Below are 18,164 nucleotides of genomic sequence, written 5' to 3'. Positions count from 1 at the left end.
GGCCATCGCCCGGGCACTCCCTGCCGGGTCCGGCGCGCCCCGGGCCCCTGCCGGCACGAGAGCCGTGCACCCCCTGCGGGACCAGGGCGACATGAACACGAGGAGACAGCTCATGGATCACGAGGCCCTCATCGACACGGTGCCCCGGCGCTCCCGCGTCCCCCGGGACGAAGCGGAGAGCGTCACCCGTGCGACGTTGCACACCCTGGCCGAGCGGCTCACCAGGGGCGAGGCGGACGATCTCGCCTCGGAGCTGCCCGAGCCGCCGCAGACACCCCTCATCGCCCCGGCGCCGGAAGCGGAGGGCTACGGACCAAAGGAATGTGCCGACCTGGTGAGCCGCCGTTGCCGCCTGAGCGTCGGCGCCGGGGCCAGGGAGGCGACATGAGCGACGACGTCGACACGATCGTCGAGGAAAGCGAACCGGCCGTACTCACCCCGGCCACCATCACCCTGGTCGAGGGGCCGACGTTCTGCGTGTCGAGTGCCTCCGGTGACATGGAGGCCGACGTCCCGCAGGGTCTGTTCTTCCGGGACATGCGGGTCATCTCCGACTGGCGGGTGCGGGTGGACGGCGTCCGCCCGCACCATCTGACCGTCATGTCCCCCGACCCCTACCGCACGACGTTCCTGGCCCGCGTCCCACCCCACGGTTCGCAGAGCGAAGTGCTGGTGGAGCGTACCCGCTACGTGGGTGAGGGGATGCGCGAGGACCTCAAGGTGCGCAACCTCAGCCCACGAGCGATGACCGTGGCGGTCTCCCTGGACATCGGCGCCGACTTCGCCGACGTCTTCGCCGTCAAGGAGAGCCGAGTACGCCCGCAGGGCGAGGTGACGGCCAAGCCGGACGGTTCGGCCCTGGAGTTCGACCTCCGCTCCGGTTCGGCATGGCGCGGCGTACGGGTGCAGAGCGAGGGCGCCCGCGCCCGCCCGGACGGCCTGGACTTCCGGGCCGAGGTGCCGGCCCACGGCGAGTGGCGCACCACGCTGCTGGTGCGGCCCAGCGTGGACCAGGAGCACGCCAGCGGTGTCTTTCCAGTGGGCGTGGAGCCGACCGAGTCCGCGCCGGCCCGCCGCCTGCGTGCCTGGCGCGAGAACACTCCGCGGATCACGAAGATCGAGGACCCGGAACTGCACCGGACGGTGCGGCGCAGCCTGGAGGATCTGGGCGCGCTGCGCATCTTCGATCCGGCACACCCGGAGGATGTGGCAGTGGCCGCCGGCGCGCCGTGGTTCATGGCCCTGTTCGGCCGGGACTCTCTGCTGTCCTCCTACATGGCCTTGTCTCTGGACCAGAACCTGGCCCTGGGGACCCTGCAGACGCTCGCGCGGGCCCAGGGCCAAAGGGTCGACCCCGCCACCGAGGAAGAGCCGGGACGCATACTGCACGAGACGCGCTTCGGCCTGGACTTCCCGCTGGCCCGCGGCGGCGGCAGTGTGTACTACGGGACTGCCGACGCCACCCCGTTGTTCGTCATCGTCCTCGGTGAGCTGAGCCGCTGGGGCATAGCCCCCGAGGCCGTCGAGGCCCTGCTGCCGCACGCCGACCGGGCGCTGGAGTGGGTCGAGAAGTACGGCGACCGAGACGGTGACGGCTTCGTCGAATATCAGCGCATGACCGGCAACGGCCTGCTCAACCAGGGCTGGAAGGACTCTTTCGACGGTGTCAACTTCGCCGACGGCAGCCTCGCCGAGCCGCCGATCGCCCTGTGTGAGGTGCAGAGCTACGTCTACTCGGCCTATGTCGTGCGGTCGCACTTCGCTCACGAGGCCGGTGACCTCAAGGCCGTCGAGCACTGGTGCAATCGGGCTGCCGCGCTGAAGGAAGCCTTCAACGAGAGGTTCTGGCTGCCCGAGCGGGGCTGGTACGCCGTCGGTCTGGACCGCGACAAGCGCCCCATCGACGCGCTGGCCTCGAACATGGGCCACTGCCTGTGGACAGGGATCGCGGACCGCGACAAGGCCGAGCAGGTGGCAGAGCGACTGCTGTCCCCGGAGATGTTCACCGGCTGGGGAGTGCGCACCCTGGCCACGACGATGGGTGCGTACAACCCGATGAGTTATCACAACGGGTCGGTGTGGCCGCACGACAACGCGATCCTGGCCACCGGGCTGATGCGCTACGGGTTCGTCGAGCAGGCCCAGCGGGTGGCCACCGGCATCCTCGATGCCGCCGAGACCTTCGGCGGGCGGCTGCCCGAGCTGTTCTGCGGCTTCGACCGCGGCGACTACGAGGCACCGGTGCCGTATCCCACCTCCTGCTCCCCGCAGGCCTGGGCTGCCGCCACTCCGGTTCAGTTGATGCGCGCGCTGCTGCGCATCGATCCGTGGATCTCGCACGGCCAGGTTTGGGTGGCGCCGGCCTGGCCCGCCCGCTACGGACATCTGTCCATTCAGAACATCCCGCTGGCCGGCAGGCGCGTGAACGTGGAGGTCGACGGGGCGTCAACCCGCATCACCGGGCTGCCCGACGACGTGGAGATCGTGCGCCAGCCTCGCCGTCCGCTGTCTCCCGCCCCCAACCACCACGAGCAGCACCCCGGCCCGGACCTGTCATCGGGCCCGGGATCACCCCGAGGGCGGACCTCATGAGACTGAAGCCACTACTCGACATCACCATGATCACCACACCCTGGTTCGCCCTGCCGCCCGTGGCCTACGGCGGGATCGAGGCCATGTGTGCCGAGCTGGTCGACGGCCTGGTCGAACTGGGGCATCGGGTGACCGTCATCGGAGTGGGCAGCAACGGGACCAAGGGCCGCTTCATCGCCACGGACGACAGCCCCGCGGGGCCGCAGAGGCTGGGGAACTCCGGCCCGGAGGTCCTGCACGCCGCGCGTGCGGCACGCGTGCTGCGTTCCCTCGATTCCGATGTGATCCACGACCACAGCACGGTGGGTCCGCTCCAAGCCGGGCAGCGCCAGGCGCCGACCGTGGTCACCGCGCACGGCCCCGTGTCCGGGGAGACGGGCCGCTACTACCGGGCGCTCAGTGACACCGTGCACATGGTGGCGATCTCACGCGCACAGCAGGCACAGACGCCGGACATCTTCTGGTCCGGACAAGTGCACAACGCGCTGCGCACCGGCGACTATCCCTACCGCGACCGCAAGGAGGACCATGTGCTGTTCCTCGGCCGCATCGCCGAGGAGAAGGGTGTCCATCTGGCCATCGACGCGGCCCGGGAGGCAGGGCTGCCGCTCACCATCGCCGGCTCCCGCAACGACCCCGCCGAGCAGCCCTACATCGAGGGTGAACTCCGGCCCCGGATGGGCGATGACGTGCGCTGGGTCGGGGAGGCCGACCGGCGCACCAAACTGGAGCTCCTGGCGAGCGCCCGCTGCCTGCTGTTCCCGATCCAGTGGGAGGAACCCTTCGGGATGGTGATGATCGAGGCGATGGCCTGCGGCACACCGGTCGTCGCACTCCGCCGTGGATCGGTGCCGGAAATCGTCGAGGAAGGCGTCACCGGCTTCATCTGTGATCACCCCGCCGAACTGGCCAAGGCGATCGGCTCGCTGGACCGGCTGGACCCCCGAGCCTGCCGAGATCGAGTCCACCGCCACTTCGACACCGACCAGATGGCAGCCGCCTACGCCGCCCTCTACCAGCAACTCTGCCAAGAGCGCCCGCGCAGCGAACCCGCCGCCCACATGACGCCTCTGCTGCACTAGACGCGGTCCGCGCCTGGCGCAGCACGCGGCACGCAGCACGCAGCCCGCAGCACGCAGCACGCAGCACGCCATGGTCAGCCCCACCCACGAACCCACCGTGCAGTCACCTGGGGACCGAGCTGTATGTCCCCGTCGGTCGCCTCGTGGCGCGCGGTTCCCGGTGTGATCAGGTAATCAGGAACGGTGAACAAGGACGCGACCGACCCCTTCGTGCATGTCCGGGGCGCCAGTGAGAACAACCTGCGGAACATCGACGTCGACGTTCCGCGGGACGCGATGGTCGCCTTCACCGGCGTCTCCGGTTCGGGCAAGTCCTCGCTCGCGTTCGGCACGCTCTACGCGGAGGCCCAGCGACGCTACTTCGAGTCCGTGGCACCGTACGCCCGAAGACTGTTGCAGCAGGTCGGCGCACCCCACGTGCAGGAAATCACCGGACTGCCACCCGCCGTGGCCCTGCAGCAGCGACGCGGGTCGCCCAGCTCGCGCTCGACGGTCGGCACCATCACCACCCTGTCCAATCTGCTGCGCATGCTGTACTCGCGTGCCGGCACCTATCCGCCGGGCGCCGAACGGCTGGAAGCCGAGTCGTTCTCACCCAACACCGCGGCCGGCGCCTGCCCCAACTGCCACGGACTGGGCGTCGTGCACGACGTCGCCGAGGATCTGCTCGTCCCGGACCCCTCGCTGAGCATCCGTGAGGGGGCGATCGCCGCCTGGCCGGGCGCCTGGCAGGGAGCCAACCTGCGCAGTGTCGTGAAGGGCCTGGGGATCGACATCGACCGGCCGTGGCGCAGGCTCAGGAAGAAGGACCGGGACTGGCTGCTGTACACGGACGAGCAGCCCTCCGTGTACATCGAGCCGGAGGAGGACCGCATCGACTACGGCTACCAGGGCAAGTTCTGGAGCGCCCGCAAGCACGTCATGCATGTCCTCGCCGACTCCAAGAGCGAGAGGATGCGCGAACGGGCGCTCCGGTTCGTCAGGAGTGTGCCCTGCCCCGAGTGCGGGGGCAGCGGGCTGCGGCCCGAGGCGCTGGCCGTGACCTTCGCCGGACGTTCCATCGCCGAGATCAACGCGATGCCGCTGACCGAGGTGGTGGCGCTGCTGCGGCCCGTCGCGGAGCGGTCCGAGGCCGACGCCACCACGTCGACCGCCCGATCCGGGGAGACGACCGAGGTCGCGGTGCGGATCTGCGGCGATCTGGTCGCGCGGATCGAGGTACTGCTCGACCTGGGCCTCGGATATCTCAGCCTCGGGCGCCGCTCGACGACCCTGTCACCCGGCGAGGCGCAGCGCCTGCGGATCGCCACCCAACTGCGCTCGGGGCTGTTCGGCGTCGTCTACGTCCTCGACGAGCCCTCCGCGGGCCTGCACCCGGCTGACGCGGAACCGTTGCTGGACGTGCTGGGCCGTCTCAAGGCGGCGGGCAACTCGCTGTTCGTCGTGGAGCACGACATGGACGTCGTACGGCGGGCGGACTGGGTGGTCGACATCGGCCCCGGCGCGGGCGAGGGCGGCGGACGTGTGCTGTACAGCGGCCCGGTGGCCGGTCTCGAGCGGGTCGGGGAGTCAGCGACGAGCCGTTACCTGTTCGGGCGCGCCCAACCGGTCGAGCACCGCCCGCGCTCACCGCACGGCTGGCTGCACCTGCGTGGCGTCTCCCGCCACAATCTGCGCGACGTGTCCGTCGACGTACCGCAGTGCGTGCTGACGGCGGTGACGGGCGTGTCCGGTTCCGGAAAGTCGACGCTGGTGACGCAGGTGCTCGCCGAGGTCGTCCGCGGCCACCTCGGGCTCGCGCCCGAGGAGCCCGACGAGGCGCTGCTGGAGGTCGACGTCCAGGACGCGTCGGGGGTCGAGTCGTTCGACCGGCTGGTCCTGGTCGATCAGCGGCCCATCGGCCGGACTCCCCGGTCCAACCTGGCCACGTACACCGGGATGTTCGACGCGGTGCGCAAGCTGTACGCGGCGACGGACGAGGCCAGGGCGCGCGGCTACTCGGCCGGGCGGTTCTCCTTCAACGTGCCCGAAGGGCGGTGCGAGACCTGCCAGGGTGAAGGGTTCGTCGCGGTGGAACTGCTGTTCCTGCCCGGCACCTACGCGCCCTGCCCGACCTGCCACGGCGCCCGGTACAACGCCGAGACGCTGGAGATCACGTACAAGGGCAAGAACATCGCTGAGGTGCTGGCGCTGTCCGTCGACGCCGCCGCCGAGTTCCTGTCCGCCGTCCCGGCCGCCTCCCGCAGTCTGGAGACGTTGCGCGAGGTGGGACTGGGGTACCTGCGGCTGGGCCAGCCCGCTACGGAACTCAGCGGTGGTGAGGCGCAGCGCATCAAACTGGCCACCGAACTGCAGCGAGCCCGCCGCGGGCACGCGCTGTACCTGCTCGACGAGCCGACGGCGGGGCTGCACCCCGCGGACATCGCGCTGCTGCTGCGACAGCTGCACCGGCTCGTCGACGCCGGCAACACGGTCGTCGTCGTCGAACACGACCTGGACACCGTCGCCACCGCCGACTGGGTCATCGATCTCGGGCCGGGCGGCGGTGACGCGGGCGGACGGGTGGTCGCGGCGGGCCCGCCGGCCAAGGTGGCGAGGGCCCGCCGCAGCGCCACCGCGCCCTATCTCGCGGCCCGGCTCACAGGCTCCTGACGACGGGGCGAGGGGCTGAGCACCGGTCAGCCGTTTCCCGGCCCCGCTCGGGCGGGCCGGCGGGTCAGCGCAGTCCGGCGAAGAGATCGTTTTCGGGTACGGGCGCGCCGGTGGCGTCCTGGACACGTACGAAGGTCTCCGTGCCCATCAACTCGCCGAACCTCTCCTTGCCCATCCTGAGGAAGAAGATGTTCTCGCCCTGGCTGGCGTGCGCGGCCAACGCGTCGAACTTCTGGCCGCTGAACGCGGTGGTGTCCACCCACGTGGTGATCTCATCGTCGGGGAGGCCGATCTCGGCCATCGCGGCCGCCTCGGCAGGATCCGGCTCCCGCATGCCCTCATCGAACTCGCGCATGACCTCGCCGAACCGCTGCATCATCGAGCGGGGCATCGTCGTCCAGTACACCTTCGGTGTCAGGGGGGTCATCTCGAGCGCCGCCATCGTGATGCGGTGGGCCTGGATGTGGTCGGGGTGACCGTAGAAGCCGTTCTCGTCATAGGTGACGACCACATCAGGCCGGTAGTGCCGCATGAGTTCCGCGAGTCGGGCCGCGCCCTCCTCCACGGGGGTCTGCCAGAAGGACCCGGGGGCGTCATTGCTGGGCCAGCCCGCCATCCCGGAGTCGGCGTAGTCCAGCGTCTCCAGATCGCTGACCTTCAAGACGTCGCAGCTCGCCTCGAGTTCGCGACGGCGCATCACGGCGACCGCCGCCGGATCGTGCCCGGGATCCCCCGGCTTGGCACCCCCCGGTCCGTCGCCGCAACCGCCGTCGGTACACGTCACGAGAACCGTACGGATACCTTCCGCCGCATACCGCGCCAGGACGCCGCCAGTTCCGGTGGCCTCGTCGTCGGGGTGGGCGTGTACTGCCATGAGCGTCAAGGGCCGGTCGGTCATAGAGCGTCCTCCTGAAGAAATGCGTCACGATCCAAGCGTGCGGCCCGGGATGCCGCGGCCTGGGCCCGGATCCCCGTAGGACCGACGGCCTCGTGGTCTCCTTGTTGCCCGTCCGTGAAATGCCGGTCCCTCGGTTGATGCAACCGCGCCGACCGGACCGGGTGTTCCCAGCTGGCCGCCGGCCCGTGATCGGCGCCCGGGCCTTTCGGGAGTACGGGCAGTTCTCCCCCTCCGGGGGCAGTTTCCCAGGCCCGACCGCCGGTCACCCGTACGCGTCAGCCGGTCCCGAGACCGACCGCCAGCGTCAGTTCAAGGACCCGGTGGGGCGATGCGAGATCCGGGAACAGCTCCCGCAGTTGCGACATCCGGTACCGGACGGTCTGGGGATGGACGAACAACTCCGCCGCCACCGCGTCCCGCCTGCCCTGGTGCAGCAGCCACGCCCGCAGCGTCGCCTCCAGCCGCCGTGCGGTCGCGTCAGGCAAGGTCAGCAACGGTGCGAGGGCTCGGGCACGCAGGTCCGCGTACGCGTCGGCGTCGGCGCTCAGCACCAGTTCGGGCAGGTGGTCCTCGGTGTCGCGAATATCGGAGGAGAGGGAGCGTGCGCGTGCGGCTCGGGCGTACGAGGCGGACGCACGGGTCCACGGCCGGGGCGGGCCGACCACGGCGGTGCGGTCGGTCAGCTGCCGCAAGAGATGTGGTCGGTCGGCGTCGGGGACGAGCAGCACACCGGTGGCGTCCGGCAGATCGTCGAGGACGAGGGTGCTCGGGTCGAGTACGCGGTAGGCGGGCCGGGCCTGGGCGGCGGGCAGGAGGACCGCGGTCAGCGAAGCCGGAGGCTGCCATCCGGCCCGTTGAGCGGAGACAAGCAGCGCGTCCGGGCTCGCGCCGGCGACGAGGTCGCGGGCCAGGTGCTCCAGGTGGCGCTCCTGGTCCCTGCCCCGGGCGGCCAGTTCGTCGGCGTGGCCCGCGGCGCTCGCGGCGGAGAGCTCGTCGATGTAGGCGAAGGTCAGCTCGGCGAACTTGGCGACCTCGGCGGCGGGCAGACCCGCGGGTACGGCACCCGCTGCCAGGCATCGCCAGGCCACGCGGGCACCGACGCGGTAGGCGCTGAGCAGGGCGTCCATCGAACGGCCGTCCCGGACCTCGCCGCGGCCCAGCTCGTAGGCCGCGTCACCGCCGTCGCCGCCTGTGGCGTTCCCGCTCGCGAGGTCCAGGTAGTGCCCCAGGGCGGTGCGGACGGCTCGGCGGATGGTGGCGCCCATATGGCCCGAGAGGGCATTGGCGTAGGGAGGGACCTCGTCGATGATCGCCTGGACGACCTCGTCGGCGGTGGTCTTCAGCGCGGCCCGAAGTGCTGTGACCGTCGTCTCATCCAATGCCAGTTCGCTGGCCCTCCGGATTACATGGCTCACAATCTATTCCCTGCGAACAATTTTTCCGACCAGATTCACGTCCTTCGGTCAGGACTTTACGCCCTGAGACGCAGCAAGCTGTAGCCATGACGAGTACAGCCCTCCGCAGCAGGGCGTGGAAACTACTGGAGATGGTCACGACGCCACTGCTGCCGTCGGACTACCTCGACCTGGTCAGTCCGCTGCGTGCGGGCGCTGACCTGCGGGGGCGCATCGAGGCCGTACACCCCGAGACAGGTGACGCCGCGACCATCGTGATCAGGCCTGGACGGGGCTGGCGCGGACACACCGCCGGTCAGTACGTGCGGATCGGTGTCGACGTCGACGGGGTGCGCCTGTGGCGTGCCTACTCGCTCACCTCACCGGCGAAGCGCCGGGACGGCCGCGTCACGATCACCGTGAAGGCGATCCCGGACGGCAAGGTCAGCAATCACCTGGTCCGCAGTGCGAAACCGGGCACGCTGATCCAGCTCGACCAGGCGACCGGTGACTTCGTGCTGCCGCAGGCCAAGCCCGCCAAGGTGCTCTTCCTGACGGCCGGCAGCGGCATCACGCCCGTGATGGGCATGCTGCGCGACACCGAGTTCGACGACGTCGTCATGGTCCACTGCGCGCCACAGCCGCAAGACGTGATCTTCCGCGACGAGCTGCACGCCTTGGTCGCGGACAAGAAGCTCCAGCTCACCGAGGTGCACACCGACACGGACGGCATGCTCGACATCGCCCGACTCGACGAGCTCGTGCCCGACTGGGCCGAGCGCGAGACCTGGGCCTGCGGGCCCGCGGGCCTGCTCGACGCCGCCGAAGAGCACTGGAGCGAGCACGGCGTACAAGAGCGCCTGCACACCGAACGCTTCCGCCCCACCATCGTCGTCGCCGGTGACGGCGGTGAGGTCACGTTCAGCGCCACCGGCAAGAGTGTCGACGCGGACGGCGCCACGCCGTTGCTGGACGTCGGCGAGGAGGCCGGCGTACTCATGCCCTCCGGATGCCGCATGGGCATCTGCTTCGGCTGCATCACACCGCTCAAGGCGGGCGCCGTCCGCGACCTGCGCACCGGCGAGATCACCGAAGCCGAACCGGGCGTCCTCATCCAGACCTGTGTGTCCGCCGCGGCGGGCCCCTGCGACATCGAACGGTAGGACCACCTTGACCGCCATCGACCCCACCGCCCACCTGACCGCGGAGCAGATCGAGGAGCTCGGCCGCGAGCTGGACGCGATCCGCGACGAGGTGATCGCCAGCCGTGGCGAGAAGGACGCCGCCTACATCCGCAAGGTCATCTCGGCGCAGCGCAAGCTCGAGCTGGTCAGCAGGGGCGTGCTGCTGTTCTCGTTCTTCCCGCCCGCGTGGATCATCGGCACCGCCGGGCTGTCCGTGGCGAAGATCATGGACAACATGGAGATCGGCCACAACATCCTGCACGGCCAGTGGGACTGGATGCGGGACCCGAAGATCCACTCCACCACCTGGGAATGGGATCACGTCTCGCCGGCCGACCAGTGGAAGCACTCCCACAACGAGCTGCACCACACGTACACCAACGTGATCGGCAAGGACAACGACCTCGGCTACGGCATCATGCGCGTCGACGAGGACCAGAAGTGGCAGCCCTTCCACCTCGGCCAGCCGCTGTGGAACTTCATCAACGCCTGCTTCTTCGAGTACGGCATCGCGGCGTACGACCTGGAGCTCGGCAAGAACCTGGACAAGCGCCGCCGCAAGAACCCGGAGTTCCGCGCGCGGGCCAAGGCCGTGGGCCGCAAGATCCGCAAGCAGGTGCTCAAGGACTACGTGGTCCACCCGCTGCTGTCGGGCCCGTCGTTCCTCCCCACCCTCGCCGCCACGTTCACCGCGAACCTGGTCCGCAACCTCTGGTCCCACTCGGTGATCATGTGCGGGCACTTCCCCGAGGGCGTACAGGTCTTCGAGCGCCGGTCGATCAACGGCGAGACGCGCGGCCAGTGGTACCTGCGCCAGATGATGGGCTCGGCCAACATCAGCGGCAGCAAGGCCATGCACTTCATGACCGGCAACCTCTCGCACCAGATCGAGCACCACCTGTTCCCGGACCTGCCGAGCAACCGGTACGCCGAGGTCGCGGTGAAGGTGCGCGCACTGTTCGAAAAGTACGAGCTGGAGTACGTCACCGGGCCGCTGCCCAAGCAGGTGTACTCCGCGTGGCGCAAGGTCGTCCGGCTCTCGCTGCCGAACAAGAAGCCCAAGGTCAAGACGCCGGACCGCGAGCGGGAGCTCCTCGCGGCCTGAAGCATCCCAGGTGCGCCACTGGATAGTTCTTCCCGGGCTGCGCAGGTGCTCAACGCGGCGTGAGCGCCGCTGACATCACAGTGGATTCGCTGGAGCTTCACCGAACACCCCGGGTGGGTCCCCCACCCGGGGTGTTCGGCTCTGGCTCCACGCCCGCAGAAGCGCCCGGGACCACGAGAGGCGGGCCCGAGCACTCCGAAGCGACGCTCACCCTCGCGGCCGTCACGAAGTCCCGCAGTTGGACCGGCTAGTGCTCCGCGAGGTTCGCGCGGGTGCCGAGGCGGTCCTGGACCCAGTCGTGGAACTCGCCGATGTGGTGCTCGCTGGGCACCAGGACGCCGCCCTTGGCGTAGAGGCGGGAGCTCATCGCCGGCTGGCAGCGCTCGCAGGCGTCGAAGTCCTGCCGGTTGACCCGGTCGAACAGTTCCACGGAACGGCTGACGTCCCGGCCGCTCTCCACCACGCCCTTCAGGTACAGCCAGTCGCACTCGACGACCGTGCGGTCGACCGCGACCGGGTACATCCGGTGGAAGATCACATGGTCGGGGACGAGGTTGATGAACACCTGGGGGCGCACGGTGATGGCGTAGTACCGGCGGTCCTGGTCCTCGGTGACGCCCGGGATGCGGTCCAGGCCCTCCGAGCCGTCGACGGTGAAGCCCTGGATGTCCGCGCCGAACTCCGCGCCGTGCCCCACATAGAACTGCGCGGCGTAGCCGTCGGCGAACTCCGGGAGCACCTCGGTCAGTTCCGGGTGGATGGTCGCGCAGTGGTAGCACTCCATGAAGTTCTCGATGATCAGCTTCCAGTTGGCCTTGACGTCGTAGACGATCCGCCGGCCGACCTCCAGGCTGCCGACGTCGTACCGCTCGATGGACTCCACGTCGCCCAGGCGCGCGACCACGTCCGCGATCACCGATTCCTCGAACGGCGGGGGGTTCTCGGCCAGGCACACCCACACGTAACCGAGCCACTCGCGCACCGCCACGCTCGCCAGGCCGTATTCGGTGCGGCCGATGTCGGGCATCTTGGTCAGGTTCGGGGCCGCGACGAGTTTGCCGTTCAGGTCGTACGTCCAGGCGTGGTACGGGCATTGGAAGGCTCGCTTCACCTCGCCGGACTCCTGTGTGCACAGCTTGGCGCCCCGGTGCCGGCACACATTGAAGAAGGCCTTGACGGAGCCGTCCCGCGAGCGGGTCAGCAGGATGCTCTCCCGCCCGACGTCGACGGTCCGGAACGCACCGGGCTTCGCCAGCTCCGACGAGCGTGCCGCGCAGAACCACATGGCCTCGAAGATGTGTTCCTGCTCCAGGCGGAAGATCTCGGGGTCGGTGTAGTGGTCGCCGGGAAGGGTGGCGATCAGGCTGTCCGGCAGGCCGGTCGTGGTCATGGTTCACCTCGGAGTGAAGCGCCCCGATCGGGCGGTGGTTGCCTCATGCGCAACGAGCCTCTTGCTACGCAACTCACAGTGCAGTCCGCCCGAAGCACTGTCAAGACCTTGACCGAGGGCCGCAGGAGCCGGGACCATGTTGCGTATCAGTCCCGCTGTTGCGCATTACGCACTTCCCTCAGGGAGGGCTCAGTGTCTCTTGGACCCACCGCCGGCCGCGAGTTCGTCCTCACCCTGTCGTGCCCGGATCGCTCCGGCCTCGTCCACGCCGTCACCGGCTTCCTCGTCCGGCACTCCGGGAACATCCAGGAGAGCCAGCAGTTCGACGACCGGCTCAAGGACCGCTTCTTCATGCGGGTGCACTTCGACGTCACGGACCCCGCCGTGTCGCTGGAAGACCTGAAGTCCGGCTTCGCCCCGGTGGCGGAGGCGTACCGGATCTCCTGGCAGCTGTACGAGGCGTCGACCCCGACGCGCACGCTGATCATGGTGTCGAAGTTCGGGCACTGCCTGAACGACCTGCTCTTCCGCTGCCGTACCGGTGCGCTGAGCATCGAGGTGCCGGCGATCGTCTCCAACCACCGGGACTTCGAGCCGCTCGCGGAGAGCTACGGGATTCCCTTCCACCACGTGCCGGTGACCAGGGAGACCAAGCCCGAGGCGGAGGCGCGGCTGCTGGAGCTCGTCGAGGAGCTGGACATCGACCTGGTGGTCCTGGCCCGCTACATGCAGATCCTGTCCAACGACCTGTGCAAGCAGCTCGAAGGCCGGGCCATCAACATCCACCACTCGTTCCTGCCGAGCTTCAAGGGCGCCCGGCCATACGTCCAGGCACACGAGCGCGGCGTCAAGCTCGTCGGAGCGACCGCCCACTACGTCACCCCCGATCTGGACGAGGGGCCCATCATCGAGCAGGACGTCGTCCGTGTGAGCCACTCCCAGGGACCGGACAGCCTGGTCGCCCTGGGGCGCGACGTCGAGGCGCAGGTCCTGGCGCGGGCCGTGGAATGGCACAGTGAGAGCCGCGTCATGGTCAACGACAACCGGACGGTCGTCTTCCGCTGAGGAAATTGACCTCCACCCCCTCACACCTGTTGACCATTTCACCTAGGGTTTCGCCATGAGCAACCACGGTGCCGAGTCCGCAGTCGCTCCGAGTGGCGGAGTGCAGTCCGTCGACCGCGCTGTCTCCGTGCTGGAGATCCTCGCCCAGCACGGAGAAGCGGGCGTGAGTGAAGTGGCCGCGGCCATCGATGTCCACAAGTCCACCGCCTTCCGCCTGCTCGGCGCTCTGGAAGCGCACGGGATGGTCGAGCAGGAGAGCGAGCGCGGCAAGTACCGTCTCGGCTTCGGAGTCGTGCGTCTGGCCGGTGCGGTGACGGGCCGTATCGCCGTCACCCGGCACGGACGGGGCATCTGCGAGCGTCTCGTCGACGACGTGGGCGAAACGCTGAACATCGCCGTCCTGGAGTCCCACCACGCGATCAACCTCTACCAGGTGCGCAGCACGTCGGCCATCGCGGCGCAGAACTGGGTGGGACGGCAGACGCCGCTGCACTGTACGTCGAGCGGCAAGGTCCTTCTCGCCCACCTCGACCGCGCGGACCGCGAAGAACTCCTCGCCGAGGCCGGCCTGCCCCGTATGACACCGCGCACGGTGACCTCCAGGAAGAAGCTGGAGGCAGACCTCGCCCAGGCCCGCGCGCAGGGCTACGCCATCACGGTGGAGGAATACGAGGAGGGGCTCAACGCCGTGTCCGCGCCGGTGCGTTCGGACGAGGGTCAGGTGGTCGCCGCCCTCAGCGCGTCGGGGCCGGCCTTCCGGATGACCGACGGGCGGATGCACGAGCTGGCGGAGGTGCTCGTCGCGGGAGCGGACGAGCTCAGCCGCCGTCTGGGCTATACGGGCTGAGGCCCGGCCAGGTCGCACGCCAGGGCAGGACTCGCACGCCGAGCGGCGGTCGGAGAACCGGATCCGTTTCTCCGACCGCCGCTTTCGTGGTGTCCGCTCAGCCCGTCCACTCCACGGCGGCGTCCAGCAGCCAGTCCGTGAGGTAGCCGGCGAAGGAGGAGCGAACCAGTACCCAGAACCCGGCCCTCGGATCGTCGCGGGCCACCAGGACGACCTGGGTGCGGCCCAGGGTCGTCTGGGCGCAGCGGCCCGGGCCGAAGACGCGCGGGTGCAGGTCGAGCGAGCAGCCGTGGGCCAGCAGGTCGCGGGCACGGGGGCCGGCGACGAGGAGCGTGGTGCGCTGAGCCGACACGTCGACGACGGACACGGGCTCGTCCCCCGCGGCCTCACGGATGCGGTTCTCCAGCCCGCGCCGGCCGCCCGGCGGCCCCACCACCAGCCACTCGTCGGGGCCGAGCCACAGCGCGGTCAGCTCCCCGGCGCGGACCACGGTGCCGGGCTCGACGGGCAGTTGCAAGCCCAGCGCCAGCCCCACGGCGTCCGCCGCCGCTCCCTTGTGATCGAGGCGGACGTCGATCTGGGTCAGGAAGGGGAGTTCCGCGAGCCGGACGGCGCCCCCGGAGGTGCGGGTCGCGGCGGCCAGCCGGTCCGCGGCATGCGACAGAGGGCTGCGGAGCGGGGCGGTAAGGGCGGTGTCAGCCATGGCGGCGGGCTCCCTCGGGATCGTAGAGGACGGGGCTCGCGACGGTCACCGGGACCAGCCGGTCACCGACGGGGGCGTACAGGCGCTCACCGATGCGCTCGCGTCCGCCCTTGACCAGCGCGAGTGCGAAGGTCCGGCCGAGGGCGGCGCTGCGGTAACTGGACGTGACATGGCCGAGCATCGGAACGGGGGGCGCGGGCAGCACACTGTCGGCGACCAGGTGCGTGCCCTCGGGGAGGAACGTGCCCGGGTCCTCCGGGAGCAGGCCCACCAGGTGCTTGCGGTCGGGGCGGACGGTGTCGGCACGGGCGAAGGAACGCTTGCCGATGAAGTCGGGCTTCTTCTTCGACACCGCCCAGCTCATGCCGAGGTCCTGCGGTGTCACCGTGCCGTCGGTGTCCTGGCCGACGATCGGATAGCCCTTCTCCGCGCGCAGGACGTGCATGGTCTCCGTGCCGTACGGGGTGATGCCGTACGGTTCGCCCGCCTGGTACAGCGCCTCCCACAGGGCGAGGGCCTCCCACGGCGACACGTTGATCTCGTAGGCGAGTTCGCCGGAGAAGCTGATCCGGCACACCCGGGCCTCGATGCCCGCGACGGTGGTGTCCCGCCATGCCATGAACGGGAAGTCCTCGTTGGCCACGGCCAGTCGCGGCGCCAGCGAACCGAGCACCTCGCGGGACTTCGGACCGACCAGGGCGACGGTGGCCCACTGTTCGGTCACGGAGGTGCAGTGGACCTTGAGCTCGGGCCACTCCGTCTGGAGCCACTCCTCCATCCAGTCCAGCACGGTGGCGGCGTTGCCCGTCGTGGTGGTGACCAGGTAACGGTCCTGGTCGAGGCGGATGACGGTGCCGTCGTCGAAGACCATCCCGTCCGGGCGGCACATCACTCCGTAGCGGATCATGCCGACCTTGAGGGTGCTCATCATGTTGGTGTAGAGCAGGTCGAGGAAGACGGCGGCGTCCGGGCCCAGGACATCGATCTTGCCGAGGGTCGAGGCGTCCATGAAGGCGACGCCCTCACGGGCGGCGGCGCACTCGCGCAGCACGGCCGTCTCCCTGTCCTCGCCGTCCCGCCGGTAGTACCAGGGCCGCTTCCACTGGCCGACGTTCTCGAAGAGAGCGCCCTGTGCGACATGCCACTCGTGCAGGGCGGTCGTGCGGACCGGGTCGCTCAGCACGCCGCGGTCGCGGCCGGCGAGGGCGGCGAAGGAGACGGGGGTGTACGGGGGCCGGAACGTGGTCGTGCCGAGCGCGGAGATGTCCACGCCGAGCAGTTCGGCGACGACGCCACTGGCGAGGACGCCTGAGGTCTTGCCCTGGTCGTTGGCGGTGCCGGCCGTGGTGTAGCGCTTGGTGTGCTCCACCGAGCGCATTCCGGCGCCGGTCGCACGGGCCAGGTCGTCGACGGTGACGTCGCGTTGGAGGTCGACGAAGCGCGGGGCGTCCTCCCGGCCCGGGACGGTGAAGACCCGCATGGGGGGCGTCTCGGGCTGCGCCGCCACCTGCGGCAGGCGGGGCGCCTCGGAGGTGTAGCCCTCGGCCTCGATCGCGCGGGCTCCGGCAGCCGCTCCCTGCGCGAGAGCTCGGGCCAGGTCGAGGACGCCGCTCGCGGCGCCGGCGACCTCCACGGCCTGGCGGGAGGTGTCGGGTACGAAGCTGCCGAGCTCCTCGTCGTAGCGGAGCTTGCCGCCCGCCTGGCTGAACAGGTGCGCGACCGGGTTCCAGCCGCCGGAGACCAGCAGCAGGTCGGCGGCGAACTCCCGTCGCCCTGTCGTCTCCCCGTACGGCGCGACGGTCACGGCGGTGATACGGGGGGCGCCGTCCGTGGCGGTGACGGCATGGCCCGTCAGCACCTCGATGCCGGCCCGGCGGGTGCGCTCGGCCCACTCCCCCGGCTCGGGACGGGTGTCGACCACGGCCTCGATGGTGACGCCCGCCGCGGCGAGGTCCAGCACCACCGGGTAGGCGCTGTCGTTGGTGGTGAAGACCACCGCGTGGCGGCCGGGCAGCACGCCGTGCCGGTTGACGTAGGTGCGGGCCGAAGCGGCCAGCATCACCCCGGGCCGGTCGTTGTCCGCGAAGGCCAGCGAGCGTTCGTGGGCGCCGGTGGCGAGGACGACGTGGCGGGCCCGGATGCGGTGGACGCGTTCCCGGGCGGTCTTCTCGGGAGCCGCGGCGCCGAGGTGGTTGGTGCGGCGCTCGACGGCGAGCAGGTGGTTGTCGTCGTAGTAGCCGAAGACCGTGGTGCGGCGCAGGACGCGTACGTCGGGGGCGGCTTCCAGCCGGGCGGTCGTCTCGGCCACCCAGTCGGGGAGTTCGCCGGTGCCGAGGAGGCTGCCGCCGAGCTCCGGCTGGTCGTCGGCGAGGATGACGCGGGCGCCCGAGCGGGCGGCGGCGGCCGCCGCGGCGAGGCCGGCCGGGCCCGCGCCGACGACCAGGAGGTCGCAGTGGGTGTGCACGGCGTCGTAGCGGGCCGGGTCCGGTTCGGTGGCGAGGCGGCCCTGGCCGGGGAGGCTGGTTGCGACGAGGCCGTCGTAGAGCTCGACGGTGGTGGCCGGGAGCATGGGCTCGGGGAACGGTTCCTCGATCTGGACGACCGCGTTGGGTTCCTCGACGCCGGCCGAGAAGATGCCGCGGGGGCGGCCCAGTTTGATGCTGGTGCCGGTCTGGATGACGCCGTTGGCAAGGAGGGCGGAGGCGAGGGTGTCGCCCCTGTAGCCCTGGTATTCGGTGCCGTCGAAGGTGAAGGTGAGGGGCTCGTCGCGGTGGATGAGGCCGCGGGTGGGGTGACGGAACGGCTGGGTGTTCTCCCCCACCCCGCCCCTTCCCGAAACCAGGGGCTCTGCCCCCGGATCCCGCTGGGGGCTCTGCCCCCAGGCCCCCGTATCGGCCTGAACGGCCTCGTCCTCAAACGCCGGACGGGCTGGGATTGCTGGACGCGGCTGCGGAGCAACCGAACGCGCCTCAACCGTCTCCGGGCGCTCCTCCCCCGCCCGGTACACCGTCAGGATCTCGTTCGTCGACGTGTCCCGGACGGCGTTGAACCAGCGGCGGCAGCCCGCTGCGTGGCTCCAGCGCTCGGCGAAGGGGCCCCTGGGGTTGTCGCGGAAGAAGAGGTAGCGGGCCCACTCCTCGTCGGTGAGGGACGCCGGGTCCTCCGGGTACGGCACATGGGCCTGGCCGCCGTAGTGGAACTCGGCCTCGTCGCGAGGTCCGCACCACGGGCAGGGAATCAGCAGCATGGATC

General features: G+C 70.2%; 13 protein-coding genes. 8 read left to right on the top strand and 5 right to left on the bottom strand.

The genetic code is table 11. From position 1 onward, the window contains the following. Positions 1-112 precede the first annotated feature (112 nt). The 4 genes from IGS69_RS33955 (at position 113) to uvrA (ending at position 6,326) form a co-directional block, all read left to right on the top strand. Positions 113-388: a DUF2267 domain-containing protein gene (locus tag IGS69_RS33955; RefSeq protein WP_190904271.1), complete on the top strand. Its 276-nt coding sequence runs from the start codon at positions 113-115 to the stop codon at positions 386-388. Further along, on the top strand, positions 385-2,592 hold the full coding sequence (locus IGS69_RS33950; protein ID WP_190904270.1) for an amylo-alpha-1,6-glucosidase: 2,208 nt from the start codon (positions 385-387) through the stop codon (positions 2,590-2,592). The genes IGS69_RS33955 and IGS69_RS33950 overlap by 4 nt, the downstream gene beginning before the upstream one ends. Beyond that, entirely contained in the window at positions 2,589-3,674 is a 1,086-nt protein-coding gene (locus IGS69_RS33945; RefSeq protein ID WP_190904269.1) for a glycosyltransferase family 4 protein, read from the top strand. The genes IGS69_RS33950 and IGS69_RS33945 overlap by 4 nt, the downstream gene beginning before the upstream one ends. 183 nt (positions 3,675-3,857) lie before the next feature. Next, entirely contained in the window at positions 3,858-6,326 is a 2,469-nt protein-coding gene (uvrA, locus tag IGS69_RS33940; RefSeq protein WP_190904268.1) for an excinuclease ABC subunit UvrA, read from the top strand. Between the two features lie 64 nt (positions 6,327-6,390). On the opposite strand, the gene IGS69_RS33935 is transcribed toward uvrA, so the two are convergent. Both IGS69_RS33935 and IGS69_RS33930 read right to left on the bottom strand, forming a co-directional pair. Then, positions 6,391-7,224, bottom strand: coding sequence for a PIG-L family deacetylase (locus IGS69_RS33935; RefSeq protein WP_190904267.1), 834 nt, complete (start codon positions 7,222-7,224; stop codon positions 6,391-6,393). Positions 7,225-7,499: 275 nt separating this feature from the next. After that, positions 7,500-8,639: a helix-turn-helix domain-containing protein gene (locus tag IGS69_RS33930; protein ID WP_190904266.1), complete on the bottom strand. Its 1,140-nt coding sequence runs from the start codon at positions 8,637-8,639 to the stop codon at positions 7,500-7,502. 86 nt (positions 8,640-8,725) lie between these two features. On the opposite strand from IGS69_RS33930, the gene IGS69_RS33925 reads away from it, so the two are divergent. After that, the gene (locus tag IGS69_RS33925) at positions 8,726-9,781 is read left to right on the top strand and encodes a ferredoxin reductase (protein WP_190904265.1); all 1,056 of its coding nucleotides are present in this window, start codon (positions 8,726-8,728) and stop codon (positions 9,779-9,781) included. A 7-nt stretch (positions 9,782-9,788) separates the two neighbouring features. Then, on the top strand, positions 9,789-10,907 hold the full coding sequence (locus tag IGS69_RS33920; protein ID WP_190904264.1) for a fatty acid desaturase family protein: 1,119 nt from the start codon (positions 9,789-9,791) through the stop codon (positions 10,905-10,907). Between the two features lie 247 nt (positions 10,908-11,154). Here IGS69_RS33920 and IGS69_RS33915 read toward each other — a convergent pair whose 3' ends face one another. After that, positions 11,155-12,297 (bottom strand): aromatic ring-hydroxylating oxygenase subunit alpha, encoded by a 1,143-nt coding sequence (locus IGS69_RS33915; RefSeq protein ID WP_190904263.1) that lies wholly within the window; start codon positions 12,295-12,297, stop codon positions 11,155-11,157. 192 nt (positions 12,298-12,489) lie between these two features. Here IGS69_RS33915 and purU point away from each other — a divergent pair, with 192 nt between their 5' ends. Together purU and IGS69_RS33905 are read left to right on the top strand one after the other, a co-directional pair. Continuing rightward, a complete protein-coding gene (purU, locus tag IGS69_RS33910; protein WP_190904262.1) occupies positions 12,490-13,362 on the top strand; it encodes a formyltetrahydrofolate deformylase in 873 nt (290 codons plus the stop codon). A gap of 55 nt (positions 13,363-13,417) precedes the next feature. After that, complete coding sequence (locus IGS69_RS33905; RefSeq protein WP_190904261.1) at positions 13,418-14,209, top strand: IclR family transcriptional regulator; 792 nt, start codon at positions 13,418-13,420, stop codon at positions 14,207-14,209. Between the two features lie 97 nt (positions 14,210-14,306). Here the strand turns inward: IGS69_RS33905 and IGS69_RS33900 are convergent, their stop codons facing one another. Together IGS69_RS33900 and IGS69_RS33895 are read right to left on the bottom strand one after the other, a co-directional pair. Beyond that, on the bottom strand, positions 14,307-14,912 hold the full coding sequence (locus IGS69_RS33900) for a sarcosine oxidase subunit gamma (RefSeq protein ID WP_190904260.1): 606 nt from the start codon (positions 14,910-14,912) through the stop codon (positions 14,307-14,309). Then, positions 14,905-18,159, bottom strand: a complete 3,255-nt coding sequence (locus IGS69_RS33895) for a sarcosine oxidase subunit alpha family protein (protein WP_190904259.1) — start codon at positions 18,157-18,159, stop codon at positions 14,905-14,907. Before IGS69_RS33895 ends, IGS69_RS33900 begins: the two co-directional genes overlap by 8 nt. Positions 18,160-18,164 lie beyond the last annotated feature (5 nt).

Origin of the sequence: Streptomyces tuirus (assembly GCF_014701095.1) — a bacterium.
In the GTDB taxonomy this organism is placed as follows: Bacteria; Actinomycetota; Actinomycetes; order Streptomycetales; family Streptomycetaceae; genus Streptomyces; species Streptomyces tuirus.
This window is presented reverse-complemented; position numbering and strand designations above follow the sequence as displayed.